The sequence below is a fragment of the Nitrococcus mobilis Nb-231 genome (assembly GCF_000153205.1).
GTDB lineage: Bacteria > Pseudomonadota > Gammaproteobacteria > Nitrococcales > Nitrococcaceae > Nitrococcus > Nitrococcus mobilis.
In genome coordinates this window covers 2,723,816-2,738,718 of the sequence record NZ_CH672427.1, presented here as the reverse complement: position 1 = coordinate 2,738,718, position 14,903 = coordinate 2,723,816, and the positions used below count along the sequence as shown (strand labels likewise).

17 protein-coding genes and 1 other RNA gene are annotated in these 14,903 nt (G+C 60.4%); 8 read left to right on the top strand and 10 right to left on the bottom strand.

Going from position 1 to position 14,903, the window contains the following annotated elements; translation table 11 throughout:
- Positions 1-36 precede the first annotated feature (36 nt).
- Entirely contained in the window at positions 37-639 is a 603-nt protein-coding gene (locus tag NB231_RS12455) for a PIN domain-containing protein (protein WP_040662362.1), read from the top strand.
- A gap of 381 nt (positions 640-1,020) precedes the next feature.
- On the opposite strand, the gene NB231_RS12450 is transcribed toward NB231_RS12455, so the two are convergent.
- From NB231_RS12450 to NB231_RS12405, 10 genes are all read right to left on the bottom strand, one after another.
- A complete protein-coding gene (locus NB231_RS12450; RefSeq protein ID WP_005003389.1) occupies positions 1,021-1,962 on the bottom strand; it encodes a carbohydrate kinase family protein in 942 nt (313 codons plus the stop codon).
- A 241-nt stretch (positions 1,963-2,203) separates the two neighbouring features.
- Complete coding sequence (gcvPB, locus tag NB231_RS12445; RefSeq protein ID WP_005003388.1) at positions 2,204-3,655, bottom strand: aminomethyl-transferring glycine dehydrogenase subunit GcvPB; 1,452 nt, start codon at positions 3,653-3,655, stop codon at positions 2,204-2,206.
- A gap of 49 nt (positions 3,656-3,704) precedes the next feature.
- Positions 3,705-4,205 (bottom strand): thiol peroxidase, encoded by a 501-nt coding sequence (tpx, locus tag NB231_RS12440; protein WP_005003386.1) that lies wholly within the window; start codon positions 4,203-4,205, stop codon positions 3,705-3,707.
- Positions 4,206-4,232: 27 nt separating this feature from the next.
- Positions 4,233-5,606, bottom strand: a complete 1,374-nt coding sequence (gene gcvPA / locus NB231_RS12435) for an aminomethyl-transferring glycine dehydrogenase subunit GcvPA (protein ID WP_005003384.1) — start codon at positions 5,604-5,606, stop codon at positions 4,233-4,235.
- 46 nt (positions 5,607-5,652) lie between these two features.
- Positions 5,653-6,045, bottom strand: coding sequence for a glycine cleavage system protein GcvH (gene gcvH / locus NB231_RS12430; protein WP_005003382.1), 393 nt, complete (start codon positions 6,043-6,045; stop codon positions 5,653-5,655).
- Between the two features lie 25 nt (positions 6,046-6,070).
- Positions 6,071-7,156 carry a glycine cleavage system aminomethyltransferase GcvT gene (gene gcvT / locus NB231_RS12425; protein WP_005003377.1) on the bottom strand — a complete coding sequence of 362 codons (1,086 nt, stop codon included), beginning with the start codon at positions 7,154-7,156 and terminating at the stop codon, positions 6,071-6,073.
- A 33-nt stretch (positions 7,157-7,189) separates the two neighbouring features.
- Positions 7,190-8,380, bottom strand: a complete 1,191-nt coding sequence (locus NB231_RS12420) for a UbiH/UbiF/VisC/COQ6 family ubiquinone biosynthesis hydroxylase (protein ID WP_005003375.1) — start codon at positions 8,378-8,380, stop codon at positions 7,190-7,192.
- Positions 8,377-9,630, bottom strand: a complete 1,254-nt coding sequence (ubiH, locus tag NB231_RS12415; RefSeq protein ID WP_005003373.1) for a 2-octaprenyl-6-methoxyphenyl hydroxylase — start codon at positions 9,628-9,630, stop codon at positions 8,377-8,379. The genes NB231_RS12420 and ubiH overlap by 4 nt, the downstream gene beginning before the upstream one ends.
- The gene (locus NB231_RS12410; protein ID WP_040662359.1) at positions 9,627-10,931 is read right to left on the bottom strand and encodes an aminopeptidase P N-terminal domain-containing protein; all 1,305 of its coding nucleotides are present in this window, start codon (positions 10,929-10,931) and stop codon (positions 9,627-9,629) included. Before NB231_RS12410 ends, ubiH begins: the two co-directional genes overlap by 4 nt.
- Before the next feature lie 23 nt (positions 10,932-10,954).
- Positions 10,955-11,539 carry a UPF0149 family protein gene (locus NB231_RS12405; RefSeq protein ID WP_050756105.1) on the bottom strand — a complete coding sequence of 195 codons (585 nt, stop codon included), beginning with the start codon at positions 11,537-11,539 and terminating at the stop codon, positions 10,955-10,957.
- 106 nt (positions 11,540-11,645) lie between these two features.
- Between NB231_RS12405 and NB231_RS12400 the strand changes: the two genes are divergently transcribed.
- From NB231_RS12400 to NB231_RS12375, 7 genes are all read left to right on the top strand, one after another.
- Complete coding sequence (locus NB231_RS12400; protein ID WP_040663978.1) at positions 11,646-11,882, top strand: TIGR02449 family protein; 237 nt, start codon at positions 11,646-11,648, stop codon at positions 11,880-11,882.
- Positions 11,883-11,887: 5 nt separating this feature from the next.
- Positions 11,888-12,202: a cell division protein ZapA gene (locus NB231_RS12395; protein ID WP_005003364.1), complete on the top strand. Its 315-nt coding sequence runs from the start codon at positions 11,888-11,890 to the stop codon at positions 12,200-12,202.
- Positions 12,203-12,291: 89 nt separating this feature from the next.
- Positions 12,292-13,083: a uroporphyrinogen-III synthase gene (locus NB231_RS12390; RefSeq protein ID WP_040662356.1), complete on the top strand. Its 792-nt coding sequence runs from the start codon at positions 12,292-12,294 to the stop codon at positions 13,081-13,083.
- Positions 13,084-13,144: 61 nt separating this feature from the next.
- Positions 13,145-13,435, top strand: a complete 291-nt coding sequence (locus NB231_RS12385; protein ID WP_005003360.1) for a hypothetical protein — start codon at positions 13,145-13,147, stop codon at positions 13,433-13,435.
- 73 nt (positions 13,436-13,508) lie between these two features.
- A non-coding RNA gene (ssrS, locus tag NB231_RS17895) (6S RNA) lies at positions 13,509-13,697 on the top strand.
- 93 nt (positions 13,698-13,790) lie between these two features.
- Positions 13,791-14,423 (top strand): 5-formyltetrahydrofolate cyclo-ligase, encoded by a 633-nt coding sequence (locus tag NB231_RS12380; protein ID WP_005003357.1) that lies wholly within the window; start codon positions 13,791-13,793, stop codon positions 14,421-14,423.
- Between the two features lie 21 nt (positions 14,424-14,444).
- Positions 14,445-14,903 carry an EVE domain-containing protein gene (locus NB231_RS12375; protein ID WP_005003356.1) on the top strand — a complete coding sequence of 153 codons (459 nt, stop codon included), beginning with the start codon at positions 14,445-14,447 and terminating at the stop codon, positions 14,901-14,903.

Genomic DNA, 14,903 nt, shown 5'->3' with positions numbered 1-14,903 from the left:
AGCCAACGGTTAAGGGAAAAAGAAAGGGAGGTCTCCTTGACAACGAATTATGTGCTAATAGATTTCGAAAACATTCAGCCAAGAAATTTGGAAATTCTTCGATGTCATTCGTTCAAGGTCATTGTATTTGTCGGCACAAACCAAGCTAAAGTGCCTTTTGATATCGCTGCCTCGATGCAGGCTTTAGGTGATGCCGCACAATACATAAAAATTTCCGGTTCTGGTAAAAACTCACTTGATTTCCATATCGCATATTACATCGGCGAGCTGGCTGCGAAGGAACCGAACGCTTACTTTCATATCATCTCGCATGACTCGGGCTTTGATCCACTTATCAAGCACCTTAAAAGCAAAAAAATAAAAGCACAGCGGGAGCAGGATCTTGCAGAGATTCCAGCATTCCAGATGTCCGCTGCTACATCGAACGATGAAAAGGTAGTTGCTATCGTTAAAAACCTCTCAGGCCGCGGCCAATCGAGGCCGAGGAAGGTGAAAACGCTGTCCAACACCATTAATTCGCTATTCAATGAAAATCTGTCGGAGCAGCAATTAGTAGCACTGATAAAAGAGCTAGAGCAAAAAAAGTACATAAAAGTGAGCAATGGAAATATTTCCTATCACCTACCACAGAAAAGTTAAATGCTCGCGTGCGGATCCAGGCGGAGAAGCCTCAATATATCGAAATAACCGTTGTTCAGCGCCATACGCGCCCCAGGCGGGTGACTGATACAGCCTAAAAGGGTTTTTGAGATTTCCCGGATTGCGCGCCCGTCACCCGTTCCGAAAAACCCTGTAGGCCGATGCCGAGAAAACCCAGATTTCCCCTTTCTGACATTCCGGCCCACGTCATGCAACGTAGCCATAACAGGGAGCCGATGTTCTTCGAAGATCAGAATTACTCATGGCTGCCCTTCGACAAGTCCACCGTGAGCGTAGCCGAAGGGCTCAAGACAGGCTCCCCGACTGCGCTCAGGGCAAACGTGCAGAGTACGAACGGAAGTTTTTCGGCGAGCGCGGCGCCTACCCTGCCGGGAAAGACTCCCCAAAAGCTTGCCGATAATGTTCACGAAACCACTCCCTGGTGAAGTGATGGTTCTGCGTGCCGTGGTGCGCGATTTTGACCGCACCCATAAGTGAGGCGATCCGCCCCGTGGACACCCAATCCAAGCCCCGTGCCAATCCATAGAGCACACCGGCCCGGTAAGCATCACCGCAACCGGTAGGATCCTCCACCGCAGTCGGGGTAACGGCAGGAATCTCCAAACACTCATCATCGGTGAAAACCAACGAGCCCTCGGCGCCGCGCGTCACCACCAGTGCCTGGATACGGGCAGCGATCGCCTCCTGCATGAGCCCGGTTCGCTCCTGCAACAGCTGCGACTCATAATCGTTGACCGCTACCCAGGTCGCCTGATCGATGAAGCGCATGAGCTCCTCACCGTCGAACATCGGTAAGCCCTGCCCCGGGTCGAAAATGAACGGAATCCCCGCCTCCTGAAATTGCTGCGCGTGCTTGAGCATCGCCTCCCGGCCATTGGGGGCAACGATTCCCACGCAGTCACTATAGTCGGCGGGCACCTCCACCTCGTGCGCCTGCGCCATAGCCCCTGGGTGAAAAGCGGTGATCTGATTATCGTCCAGATCAGTGGTGATGAAGGCCTGTGCGGTATAGAGATCATCAATCCGGTGAATATGCGTCTGCGGAATTTCCCAGCGCGCTAGCCAGCGGGCATACTCCTCAAAGTCGCTGCCCACGGCAGCCAACGGAATAGCCGCGTCGCCGAGCAGTTGCAGATTGTAGGCGATATTGCCTGCGCAACCGCCAAACTCGCGGCGCATCTGCTGGACCAGGAAGGAGACATTCAAAATGTGAACCTGCTCCGGCAGAATGTGGTTCGCGAAACGATCACGGAACACCATAATCGTGTCGAAGGCGAGTGAACCGCTGATCAGTGCCGTCATTCGATCGATCCCCTTTGCTGAATATCATCCTGATACAACGCCGGTCCCGGTTGGATTGTGGCCATAAAAAAACCAACTGCACTCTTACTCACAAGGGTAGCTTATTCCCGCCCAATGGCGCCTTAAAGGACGTGGCGAGGGATCAAGCAAACACCCCAAACGATCACTGGCAACGGATTATCGACAATACCAGCGGTGGGCTAGGGCCGCCGGGTTTGTTGGACGGCGACCGAACGAAGGGTCATGTAAGCGGCTTCCAACTCAGATTCAGATCACGCGCGGCCCGCACTTCATCGAGTCGCCGCACCGCTAGCTTATAAGGGGCGTTTTTGACAAAGGCTACGTCCTCGCGCGCCTCGTCGCGGATACGACACATCGCCGCCACAAAACCGTCCAACTCCTCCTTGGCCTCCGTCTCCGTAGGCTCGATCAGCAGCGCCTCGGCGACCAGCAACGGAAAATAGGTGGTAGGCGCATGGAAACCGTAGTCCAGCAAACGCTTGGCAAAATCCATGGCGGTAACGCCGAGCTCTTTGGCTTCCCGCTTCAAGCTGACGATGAACTCATGGCTCGCCCGGCGCTGTGGATAGGCAATTTGAAACCCAGCGGCCCGCAGCCGCGCCATAAGATAATTGGCATTGAGTGTGGCAAACTCCGCGACCCGGGGCATGCCTTCCCGACCGAGCAGCCGCGCATAGACGTACGCGCGCAACAGCACACCGATGTTGCCGCCGAAGGTGGACAACCGGCCGATGCTCTGTGGCCGATCGATCTCGGTATGCCAACGATACTGCGTCCCTTCGCGCGCGACGATAGGAATCGGCATGAACTCATACAGGCGTTTACCGGCACCGAGCGCGCCAGCCCCAGGCCCACCGCCGCCGTGGGGAGTGGAAAAGGTTTTGTGCAGATTCAAATGTATAACATCAAAACCCATATCACCCGGGCGCGCCTTGCCGAGAATGGCATTAAGATTCGCGCCATCGTAATACAACAGTCCGCCGGCCTCGTGGACGAGACGGGCGATTTCCTCGATCCGTCGCTCGAAAACGCCGACCGTGGATGGGTTGGTCAACATGATCCCGGCGGTCTGCGGTCCGAGCGCCCGCTTCAGGGCAGCCATGTCCACGTCCCCATCTGCGGCGGTGGCGATCTCGCGCACCTGATAACCACACATCACCGCCGTAGCCGGATTCGTGCCGTGGGCGGCGTCGGGAACGATGATCTCGGTACGCTCATGTGCGCCGCGCGCCTCATGGTAAGCGCGGATCATGGCTACTCCGGCAAGCTCTCCCTGCGCACCGGCCATGGGCGCGAGCGAAACGCCTTGCATGCCGGTGACCGCGGCCAACATCTCCTGAAGCTCCCACAGACAGGCGAGCATGCCCTGCCCGAAACGATCCGGCGCATAGGGGTGGCGAGCCAGGAACTCCGGGAGCATGGCCAGGGCATTGCAGGCCCGGGGATTGTACTTCATCGTGCACGAACCCAACGGATAGGGCTGAGTATCGATAGAAAAATTCTTCTGTGACAGACGGGTATAGTGGCGTACCACCTGCAGCTCGGAGACCTCCGGCAATAACGCGCGCGTGCGGCGCCGGTAAGGGGCCGGGATATCGGTAAGCTCCGCCTGCTGCTGCGGCGCCTGAGCGTATGCGCGCCGCCCCTCCCGACTGTGCTCGAAAATCAGCATCGCCTGGCTTCCTCCTGCCTACACACTACCACTACTGTCTAAGCCGCGGTCAGCCGAGCGCCGCGAGGACCGCTTCGTAGTCCGGCTCATCGGCCAGCTCGGGGACCAGCTGCGTGTAGAGCACACTGCCTTCGGCATCGAGCACGACCACGGCGCGCGCCGTCAGGCCGGCCAACGGCCCGTCCTCGATCAATACCCCGTAATCGCGGGCAAACTGCTTGTCCCGCATCATGGACAGCGGTCTGACGTTGCTGATCCCCTCGACCTCGCAAAAGCGCTTCTGAGCGAAGGGTAGATCGGCCGAAACCGCCAAAACAGCGGTGTCTGGATAGCTACTCGCCCGTTGATTGAACTGGCGCGTGGAGGCGGCGCAGGTCGGTGTATCCAGGCTCGGCACGATGTTGAGTATCTGCTTACGCCCACGCAGATCGGCTAGGCTGATTTCGGTCAAATCACCTGCGGTCAAGCGGAAGTCCGGCGCCTTCGAGCCGACAGCAGGAAGCTCACCGCTAAGACGAATGGGGTTGCCCTTGAATGTGACTGTAGTCATTGCTGTTGCCTCGTCGCTGATAGGGTCTCACGCCCGCCGAGCCACTCGGAGAGCTTTTTGCATTGCCCGTGCATAGGCTGCGGTATCTTCGTCGGTACGCTTCTCGGTGGCACACACGAGAATGGCCTGGCCGAGCTCCGGATAACTCTGACCCAGATCATAACCGCCCAGAACTCCGGCGCCCGCCATCCGCTCCAACACCTGCCCGGCCGGTGCATCGAGCTGCAGCACCGCTTCATGGAAGCGAGGACCGGTGAAGGCCGGACGCACCCCTTCAATGCCCGCCACGGCTTCCAACAAGGATCGGGTATTGGCATGACAGGCGGCCGCCACCCGCTCCAGCCCAACAGCTCCGAGCAGGCTCATATAGAGTGTGGCGGCCGTCACCATGAGCCCCTGATTCGTGCAAATATTCGAAGTGGCTTTAGAGCGGCGAATATGCTGCTCCCGCGGTTGCAGGGTCAGGGTATAGCCCGGGCGCCCCTCGACATCTACAGTCCTGCCGACGATGCGGCCAGGCATCTGCCGAACATAGGCATTTTTACAAACCATGAAGCCGAAGTACGGCCCCCCGGAGGACAACGGTATGCCCAATGGTTGGCCTTCGCCACACGCGATGTCCGCGCCGCTTTGCCCCCATTCCCCAGGCGGCGCCAGCACCGCGAGTGCAACCGGGTTGACCAGCGCGATCACCAGGGCATCATGCGCATGGGCCCAATCGACGAGTTCGTCCACTTCCTCCAGACAACCGAAAAAGTTCGGTTGCTGGATGACGAGAGCGGTCACGTCCTCGCCGCTCCAGCGTTCCAGGGCTGCCCGGTTCAGCTTCCCGCCAGACTTCTCGTAGTCCACCGTCTCCAACTGAATCGCCTGATTACGCACAATGGTCTCGGTCACTCGACGATAGGCCGGATGCACCGTGGTGGGCATCAGCACCCGCCGAGCGCTGGACTTGCGATTGCCGCGCACGGCCATCAACACCGCCTCTGCAAGCGCCGAAGCGCCGTCATAGAGCGAGGCGTTGGAGACATCCAAGCCGGTGAGCCCGACCATCATGGTCTGGTATTCGTAGGCGACCTGCAACGTCCCCTGCGAGGCTTCGGCTTGATAGGGCGTATAGGCGCTGTAGAACTCCCCCCGAGTGGTGAGCTCCCAAACCGCCGCGGGGATGTGATGATCGTACGCGCCCGCGCCGATGAAGCACACCGGTTGCGCATCGCGACCGGCGCGCTCGTGCAGCACCCGGGCGATTTCCATCTCCGTGACCTGAGACGGCATGCTCGCAGGCAAGCTGCTGTGCAAGGACGCAGGGATCTCGTCGAACAAGGTCGCGATCTCGGCAACGCCGATCGCGCTCAGCATGTCCCGAATATCCTGCTCAGTGTGCGGAATGAAAGGCATGACCAACCCCTGGAGACGACATTGCTACGCAATCGCTTGCCGAACGTCACCGCGCGTCGGCAAGGACATTTTCGTAGTCCTCAGGATCCAACAGGGACTCCAGCGCATTGGCGTCATCCGGCTGAATCCGCATGAGCCAGCCTTCATCATAAGGCGAGCGATTGATAAGCTCGGGCTCCTCGGCCAAGCGAGAATTCGTATCGACGACCTCACCGGCAACCGGTGCATAGGTGTCGGAGGCGGCTTTGACGGATTCGACCACGGCACAAGCTTCACCGGCTTTGAGTCTGCGGCCCACCTGCGGCATCTCGACGAAGACGAGATCGCCAAGCGATTCCTGCGCATAATCGGTGATACCTACGGTAATCGCACCGTCTTGCTCCAAACGAAGCCACTCGTGACTATCGGTATATTTCAGATCGTCCGGCACATTGCTCATGGTCAGATTCCCTACTCACTCGTTGTCACACCAGTACCCGGCCGCGGCGCACGAACGGCGGATCGATCACTTGCGCCGGGAGAAAATGATCGCGGATCTGCACTTCGCAACGCCTGCCAAAGTCCACCGGCACCCGGGCAAGGCCGATGGATTTGCCAAGCGTCGGGGCGAAACTGCCGCTCGTCACGGTGCCGGTCAGCCCCCCATCGTCACGGACCACTTGGTGCGCACGGATCACACCGCGCGCCTCGAGCACCAGGCCAACCAACTGGCGCTGCACTCCGGCGCTGCGTTGAGCCAGCAACGCTGCGCGGCCGATAAACTCCCGCCCGGCCGGCTCCCAGGCCACCGTCCAGGCTAGCCCAGACTCCAATGGCGTAACCGTCTCGTCCATGTCCTGGCCGTACAGATTCATACCGGCCTCGAGGCGTAGCGTATCACGCGCGCCTAGCCCACACGGCTGCACCCCTTGTTCGCGCAGCGCCTCCCAGAGGGCGGGGGCCGCGGCGGCCGGCAACATGATCTCGTAACCATCTTCGCCAGTGTAGCCCGTGCGCGAAACGAAGACCCCCTCACGCTCAAGCCCCGTAAACGGCGCGAGTGCCCGCGCGGCGGCGGCCAGCTCGGAGGGCAAGACTTGCAGCACCTTCTCACGCGCTTGGGGGCCTTGCACCGCGAGCATCGCCAGATCAGCGCGATATTCGACCTGGACCTGAAATCGCTCGCCTTGGATCTTAATCCAGCTCAGATCCTTATCCCGCGTGGCCGCGTTGACTACGGTGCGGTAGCGCCCCTCAGCGAGATAATAGACGATCAGATCATCGAGCACGCCGCCCTGCTCGTTCAGCAAACAAGTGTAAAGAGCTTTGCCCGGCTCTTTGAGCTTCGCCACGTCGTTGGCCAGCAGGTGGCGCAGACACTCTTGGGCCCGCGCGCCGGTTATCTCGACGATGGCCATGTGAGAGACGTCGAACATACCGGCGTCGCGGCGCACCGCCCGGTGCTCCTCGATTTGCGAGCCATACTGAATCGGCATGTCCCAGCCCGCGAAATCAACGATACGGGCACCCGCCTCGCAATGTTTTCCGTAGAGTGGCGTATGCTGTCCCATAATGATCCTTGCTCGCGTGGTTCGATCTCAATGTCACGGCAGAATCGAAGCGTCCGCCCCGATCGCCCTACGCATGAAAAACCGCTTTGCCGAGGCGCTGCGATGCGTCATCCCGAGCCCCAAGCTGCGTAACCGAACCAGGGGTAGGCGGCGGCGCGTAAACAACTGGTGAAATCCTTCCATGGACCATTCCATGAGCAGATTGTCGCCGCGCCGGGCCCGTTCGTAACGCCGTAACGCCAGCCGGCCGCCGATATCCCGGCCACGTCGCTGGGCATCGATCACCGCATTGGCGAGCACCGCAGCGTCCTGAAAACCCTGATTGACGCCCTGGCCGGCGAGCGGATGAATCACATGAGCCGCATCGCCAACCAGGACGGCCCGCTCGGTACAATAGCGTGCCGCATGCAGCCGATATAACGGAAACGCGCCGCGCTCGCCCACTTCCAAGACATTACCCAGTCTGCCCGCGGAACCATGCACCAACGCCTCACAAAAAGCAGTCTCGTCGAAGGCGAGGCGAGCCTCTGCCTCCGCGCTCGACAGCGACCAGACGATCGAGCAACGCCCGTCGGCAAGCGGCAAAAAAGCCAGTGGCCCACCGGGTAGGAACCATTGCCGAGCAATCTCCCCATGCGCAATTTCGGTACGAATCGGCGCCACGATCGCCTTTTGTGCATAACGGCCTAGCCGTACCGGGATACCGAGCAGCTCACGAATTGCCGAACGGGCGCCATCGGCGCCGACGACCAGAGCAACCCTAAGGCGAGTGCCGTCACTCAACCGCAGGGTCACCGCCTCATCATCGGGCTCCAAACGTTGGACACACGCCGGAATCCGAATTTGAACCCCCGTTGCAGCCCTGACCGATTGATGCAGCACGCTGCGAATCAGATCATTCTCTATGATATGGCCCAGATGCGGCTCACCCAGATCGGCGGCATCGAAGACAATCTGGCCACCGCCGAGCGCATCCCAGACCCGAATCGCTCGAAAGGGGCTGACCCGCTGCAACGCATCCCAAACCCCCAGTACACGCAACAAGCGCTCGCTGGCGAGATTGATGGCGCAGACCCGTTGGCTATACGGCTGCGTTTGCCACTGCGGCAAGCCTGCGTTGTCCAGCAACATCACCCGTAGCCCGTGGCGCGCCAAGGCCGCAGCGAGTAGCAAACCGACCATACCCGCGCCCTGAATCGCCACATCCGCATCGGTGCGACTCATCCGCGCGTCCTCCGCCCCGTGCGATTAAGCGGCAGACCGCGGGCCAGCCGCGGCAACCAGCCTGAGCGCCCCATAGCCTGACGCATGAGCACCTGCCTACTGCCCGGAAACAAATCCAGGAGCAGCAGCCCGAGATTGCGCGCCAGCGTCAAACCGGGCAGCCGATTGGAGAAAAGCCGCACGATTCCATCAGTAAAAGCCAACGTCCGCTGGTAATCGACCCGCCGCAAACGCTGATAGCGCTCTAGCAGCCGCGGTTCTCCCGGATCACCACCCGCCTCGAGGGTATCCGTTACGAGCTCGGCAAGAACGGCCACATCACGCAGCGCCAAGTTGAAACCCTGCCCGGCCACCGGATGCAGGGTATGCGCGGCGTTACCGATCACCAACGCCCGCTGCGCCGCACAGCGTTCAGCTACCAAGACCGCCAAAGGATAGGCCGAACGCTTACCGGCAGCAAGGAAACGGCCCAGACGATAGCCGAACGCCGCCTGTAACCGCGCCAAAAACTCCGATTCATCCAACTTAAGCACCGCTTCGGCCGCTGCCGCCGGCACCGTCCAGATCACCGCACACCCGCCCCCGGCGGCCGGCAATACCCCAAGCGGGCCACCCGCCAGAAAACGTTCGTAGGCTCGCCCCTCGGGATTGCGCTCGGGCGTCACATTGGCGATCACGGCCACCTGTTGATAAGAGCGCTCCCGCAATCGAATCCCGAGCCGTTCGCGAATGCTGGAGCGGGCACCGTCGCAGACGGCGAGCAGCGGCGCGCGCAGGCTTCGCATCCCCTGCTCGCTCTCGATCCGCACGGTTGCCGCCGTCGCATCCACCGTCACATCCTGCGCCTTGGCCGGACAATAGAGGGTGATCTCGGGCCGCGCGCGCAACCGCTCGAACAGCGTCGCACCGATGCGGCGGCTAGGCAATATATGGCCTAGGGCATCGAGCCCCTCCTCGACAGCCGACATTCGAGTGATCCCGAAACCACCTTGCTCGGAGACATGGATCTCACGGATCGGCGTGGCTTCCACAGCAATCGCCGGCCACAACCCCAGGGCTTCGAAAATACGTCGTGTTGCCGGCGCCAAGGCAATCTGGCGCTCATCGAAGCTCGGCTGAGCATCGACCTCGGGCGGAAACGCTTCGATGACGGCCGCCCGCACATCCGCCGTGGCAAGGGCGCAAGCCAAGCTCGCACCGACCAAACCGCCGCCCACGATAATAACCTCGTAGTCCAGCGCAGCGCTCATTTCGCCATCAGCGCTTCGATCGCATCGACCGCCCGGGGCGCCGTGGCGCTTATCACCTCGCAACCCTCTCGCAACACGACCACGTCGTCTTCGATGCGCACGCCGATATTCCACCAACGCTCGTCTACGCCGTCACTGCCCGCCGCAATGTAGAGGCCGGGCTCCACCGTCAGCGCCATGCCCGGCTCAAGCTCGCGCCACTGACCGTCGATGCGGTAATCGCCTACGTCATGCACATCCATACCTAGATAATGACCCGTGCGGTGCATGAAAAAACGTCGATAATCTCCTTGTTCGATGATGGCGTCACGCTCACCGCGCAGCAAACCGAGCTCGAGCATACCCTCGACCAAAACCTCGGTGGCGGCCTCATGCGGCTGATTCCAGTGATTGCCGGGCCGAACCTTGGCGATGGCCGCCTCTTGCGCCGCGAGCACAAGCTCATAGACGGCCCGTTGCTCACCGCTGAAACGACCGTTAACAGGGAAAGTGCGGGTGACATCGGAAGCGTAACAGTCGAGCTCCACCCCAGCGTCGATTAGCAATAAATCGCCGGTGCGCAAAGGCGCCGAGTTCTCTATGTAGTGCAAAATACACGCGTTGCCGCCGCCGCCCACGATCGGCGGATAAGCCGGCCAGCCGTCGTGGCGGCGGAATATGGCGTGGAATTCCGCCTCGATCGCATACTCATAAAGACCGGGCCGGCAAACAGTCATGGCGTGTCGATGCGCTTGCGCGCTGATCTCGGCGGCACAACGCATCACCTCGATTTCCGCACGCCCCTTGATCAGGCGCATCTCGTGCAGCAGGTGCTCGAGCGAGACATATTCCGCCGGTGCCCGGGCCCCGGAGCGTACCCGCTCGCGCACCTGAGTCACCCAGCCGATAACCCGATGATCGAACTCGGCATCGATGCCCATCGTGTAGAATACCTTGCGCCGCCCTTCGATCAGCCCGGGCAGGATCTCGTCGATATCGTCCACCGGAAAGGCATCGTCCATCCCGTAGTCACTGACCGCCCGCTCTTGGCCAACGATCGGACCGTCCCATACCTCCTTGGCGGGATCACGTTCGCGGCAGAACAGCAGGCACTCGCCGTGCTGACGTCCGGGGATGAGCACCGCCACGGCCTCGGGCTCGCCAAAGCCGGTGAGATAGAAAAAATCACTGTCCTGCCGATAGGGATAAAACACATCGCGGTTGCGCCGCCGCTGCGGTGCAGCCGGTATGATGGCAATACCCTCCTCGCCCATCATTTGCTTCAAATCGGCTCGGCGCTTGGCAAATTCGTTGCGCTCCATGAGCACCTCCACGATAAGCTCAGTCAATGCAACCGCGGCTTGGACTCGTGGCCATCGGACCGCCTACCAGCGGCATCAGGTCCACCGACATGCTCGCGTATTAAAAGCGTACTCATGCGCACGTATTCGACCAACTCCGCATAAGCCTGCTCGTTGTCTTCGTCGACTTCAGGGTCGGTATCCACCTGGGCGATCTCGGCAAGATCGCCCAAGGCCTCGCGCACCTCGCCCGGCAAGCCGGTACCATCGGTCAGCCCGCCCACGGCCAGACCGAACAAATAGCCTTCGCTCCAGGCACCGAGGGCGGCAGCGCGTAAGGCGAGGGGCTCGGAATCGCCCGGCAACAGAATCCGCCAGCCGAGCTCCGGATCAGCCAGTGCCTCACAGGTCTCCTCGTAGAGGCGACTGAGCAACATCAAACAGGCTTTGGCCGCGTCTCCGCGAGGGGCGGTATCCTCCAGCACCTCGGCAATCCAACGCGCCCGGTCAACATTTTTCGAGACCGTGAGCATCCCGCAGAGCCGACCGTGGGCTGCAGCGGCGCCCGCACCCGCCTCCAGTGCCGCAAGCGCCTGATCGAGGGGTTCATAGAGCTCTAACATGGTCATTCTGGCCCAATTTCGCGCGCCTGGCGTATTGAATGAAACCTATCGTAACAGAGCCGGCCCCGACTGGGCCGTTGACCGGCCACGCGCATCACTCTATATTCAGCATATGACGAAGGATGTAGGCCAAGTTACTGATTCAGCTAACGAACAGATCACCCAGCTAGAGCATCGCCTCGATGCGTTGCTGCGGGTCGTGGAGCGGCTGCGCCAAGAGAACGAAATGCTCCGCCATACGCAAGAGGCACTCAATACCGAGCGTGCCTCGTTACTCGAGAAAAACGAGACCGCTCGAACTCGCATCGAGGCGATGATCAATCGTCTCAAAGCTATGGAGAATCATTAAGGCCCATGTCCGGACCCGTCAAGGTAACCATCCTGGATAGGGAGTATTTTGTCGCTTGCCGTGATGAGGAGCGCGCCAATCTGCTCGAATCCGCCGCCTATCTCAATGAACAGATGCGCGAGATCCGCGACTCGGGCAAGATCGTGGGTATGGACCGAATCGCCGTGATGGCGGCGCTGAACATCACCCATGAGATGCTCGAATCCCGCCGCAGTGCCGACAAAATAGAGGCTGTGAGCGAGCGGTTGCGCCGTTTGAGCCGTCGGGTGACCGAAGCGCTCGGCACCGACAAGCACGGCGGCGATACCGATGCCGGTTGAGCAACGTCCACATTTCGGCAGCCGAGACTAACGAACCAACGCAGCGGCCTTGTCTGTCTAGACCGCTGCAGCTCGCTATGGTGTATCGGATGAAGCCAGCCGGCCGCGACTCATTGAAAAACAGAAACATCGTGGTCACGCGCCCGGCGCACCAGGCCGAATCGTTTTGTCGAATGCTCGAGCACGCGGGCGCAAACGCACTGCGCTGCCCCTTGCTCAACATTTCCGCCACACCGAAAACCCCCTCGTTTGCGCGGCTGCGCGCCGAGCTCGCCTCGTTCGATCTGCTGATATTCAACAGCCCCAACGCCGCCAATTTCGGTCTTCCTCAACTTGAGCCCCAGCGCCGCCTCCAGGGTCGGGTGAAAATCGCGGCGATCGGAGCAAAAACCGCGCATGCGATTGCCGGTCTGGGTTATTCGGTCGATATCGTCCCAGCAACCGGCTTTGATAGTGAATCACTCTTGGAACTCCCCATCCTCGAGAAGGTTGGCGGCATGAAGATCGCCATCCTCAGAGGATCGGGGGGGCGCGAGTTGGCCGGCTCCGTGTTGCGCTCAAGGGGCGCTGAGGTGAGCTATATCCAGGTCTACGAGCGCCAGCCCCCCAGCAAGGAGCAGTTCGAGCAAATTGAGCAACTGTTGCTGCACAATCGCTCCGATGCCGTAGCCATTACCAGCGGCGAGGCTTTTCTTGCTCTGTGGAGCGGAATCGGCCCCAGACTATGCCATTTGCTCAACCAGTCCACCTTTGTCTTTGGCAGCCGCCGCATTGCTGATGTTGCCCGCTCAAAAGGCTTGTGCTCACCTATCGCGGTCGCGGCCGATCCAAGCGACGAGGCCATGTTCGCGGCACTCCTCGAGTGGGCCGCGGGGGCGTAGCGAATGAGGGAATCGTCGAGCTAAACGCTGCCGCATTAGCGCATTGCACCGGGGTGTTGCCATGCTTACATCACAGCTACTCGTTTTGCCGATCTTTATAGGCGGTTTTTTGTTTTATCGTCACGTCGTACCACAAGCAACGGACCAACGTACCGTACTGAAATTCGATCTCATCGTCGCGACCCTGCTCATCATCCTCTCCATTGTCTCCGCCTGGCTGGTGTTCAGCCATGTAAAGGGCGGTGAAGATTCCATCTGGGGCCACGTGCTGGCAGCTACTTGTTCTTACCTTATCGTACTGTTCGGGCTGCACCTGGCTTATTGGATCCGCAACTCTCTCCTGTTCAGATAGGGTTGGCTCGGATCGGCTCACCGCCGCAAGGGCTGGACGAGTTGCCATGTAGTACGGCATTATCCGCCTTGGACATCCCCTGCGGTGTTCGAGCGCAGGCACTACGTTTTCTTGAGCCGACATTCAATCGCCGCGGGAAATACGGTAGCGACACTGGTGAGCAAGTCTGCCCCAGAGCGGAAAGCCTAAAGGGTCGCTCGGTGTTCCCACCTGGACCAAAGGGTTCAAGGGCGATGCCGGCACGGCACTGCGCGGGGGATGTCTTTTTGTGCCTATACGACACACCTGCTCAATACAGCCGTCAAAGACACCCTGTTGGCTTCGTTGCTGACTAGGCCTAGCAAACGGGTGGCGCATGGAATCCAAGGCCGAACTCCGTCACCGGATGCGCCGGCAGCGCCGGCAGTTGGGCCTGTGCGAGCGCACCCGCGCTGCCCGCCAGCTAACGGCGGTGTTGCGCCGCAGCCGCTGGTACCATCACAGTCACCGTATCGCCTGCTATTGGGCGATGGACGGGGAAATGGATCTCGGCGCTTTTTTGCAGCGGGCACATCAGGACGGGCGAGTGATTTATCTACCTGTTCTGCAAAAAAAACCGACCAAAAGCCTCCGCTTTTACCAGTATCGGCCCGGTGAGCGCTTACGTGCGAATCGGTTCGGCATTCCGGAACCTCGGCCCCGGCAAGCCAATCGAATTGCCTGTCGGGATCTGGATCTGGTGCTGGTCCCCCTCGTGGCATTCGACCAGCAGGGGCACCGCCTGGGTATGGGTGCCGGCTTTTATGACCACACGTTCGCCTTCTTACGCCATCAGCGTGGCCGTTGGCGACGGCCCCGATTGTTAGGTATTGCATTTAGCTTTCAGCGAATCGTCGAACTGCCGGTCGAGCCCTGGGATGTACCGCTCGCCGGCGTCGCGACCGAGCGGGGCTTGACTCGATGCCAAATCGAGAACCGATCGTGCTCGAGTAACCCGAATCGATCATGAATCAGCCGAGGCAGGGAGCGCATGAGCTACTGGGTTATGAAATCCGAGCCGAGCGTATACGGCATTGATGATCTCGCCGCGCAGCCCTCGCAAACCGATCACTGGGAAGGCGTGCGCAACTACCAAGCACGCAACATGCTGCGCGATCAGATGCGGCCCGGTGATCTCGCGCTGCTCTATCACTCCAATTGCCCGCAGCCCGGTGTCGTCGGCATCATGGAGATCGTACGCGCCGGCTATCCGGATCACACAGCCTTTGACCCCGAGTCAAAGTACTTCGATCCTAAAAGCGACCCCGATCGGCCGCGTTGGTACATGGTCGATGTCCGCTTCAAACGGCGCCTGGCGCGCACCATCCCGCTCACCGAGCTCAAGGCCAATCCGGCGTTGGCGGAGACGCCGCTGATCCGGCGCGGCAACCGGCTGTCGATCATGCCGGTGAGCGCCGAACACTGGCAGGCCATCCTGGACATGGAATAG

Excerpts from the sequence above, each read along its gene's own strand:
- NB231_RS12420 (WP_005003375.1), bottom strand. The coding sequence starts at position 8,380 with ATGAGTCGCACCGATGCGGATGTGGCGATTCAGGGCGCGGGTATGGTC.
- gcvPB (WP_005003388.1), bottom strand. The coding sequence starts at position 3,655 with ATGCTGATTTTCGAGCACAGTCGGGAGGGGCGGCGCGCATACGCTCAG.
- gcvH (WP_005003382.1), bottom strand. The coding sequence starts at position 6,045 with ATGAGCAATGTGCCGGACGATCTGAAATATACCGATAGTCACGAGTGG.
- gcvT (WP_005003377.1), bottom strand. The coding sequence starts at position 7,156 with ATGGGACAGCATACGCCACTCTACGGAAAACATTGCGAGGCGGGTGCC.
- NB231_RS12405 (WP_050756105.1), bottom strand. The coding sequence starts at position 11,539 with ATGACCATGTTAGAGCTCTATGAACCCCTCGATCAGGCGCTTGCGGCA.
- NB231_RS12400 (WP_040663978.1), top strand. The coding sequence starts at position 11,646 with ATGACGAAGGATGTAGGCCAAGTTACTGATTCAGCTAACGAACAGATC.
- NB231_RS12375 (WP_005003356.1), top strand. The coding sequence starts at position 14,445 with ATGAGCTACTGGGTTATGAAATCCGAGCCGAGCGTATACGGCATTGAT.
- NB231_RS12390 (WP_040662356.1), top strand. The coding sequence starts at position 12,292 with ATGAAGCCAGCCGGCCGCGACTCATTGAAAAACAGAAACATCGTGGTC.
- tpx (WP_005003386.1), bottom strand. The coding sequence starts at position 4,205 with ATGACTACAGTCACATTCAAGGGCAACCCCATTCGTCTTAGCGGTGAG.
- NB231_RS12450 (WP_005003389.1), bottom strand. The coding sequence starts at position 1,962 with ATGACGGCACTGATCAGCGGTTCACTCGCCTTCGACACGATTATGGTG.
- gcvPA (WP_005003384.1), bottom strand. The coding sequence starts at position 5,606 with ATGCCTTTCATTCCGCACACTGAGCAGGATATTCGGGACATGCTGAGC.
- ubiH (WP_005003373.1), bottom strand. The coding sequence starts at position 9,630 with ATGAGCGCTGCGCTGGACTACGAGGTTATTATCGTGGGCGGCGGTTTG.
- NB231_RS12380 (WP_005003357.1), top strand. The coding sequence starts at position 13,791 with ATGGAATCCAAGGCCGAACTCCGTCACCGGATGCGCCGGCAGCGCCGG.
- NB231_RS12385 (WP_005003360.1), top strand. The coding sequence starts at position 13,145 with ATGCTTACATCACAGCTACTCGTTTTGCCGATCTTTATAGGCGGTTTT.
- NB231_RS12395 (WP_005003364.1), top strand. The coding sequence starts at position 11,888 with ATGTCCGGACCCGTCAAGGTAACCATCCTGGATAGGGAGTATTTTGTC.
- NB231_RS12410 (WP_040662359.1), bottom strand. The coding sequence starts at position 10,931 with ATGGAGCGCAACGAATTTGCCAAGCGCCGAGCCGATTTGAAGCAAATG.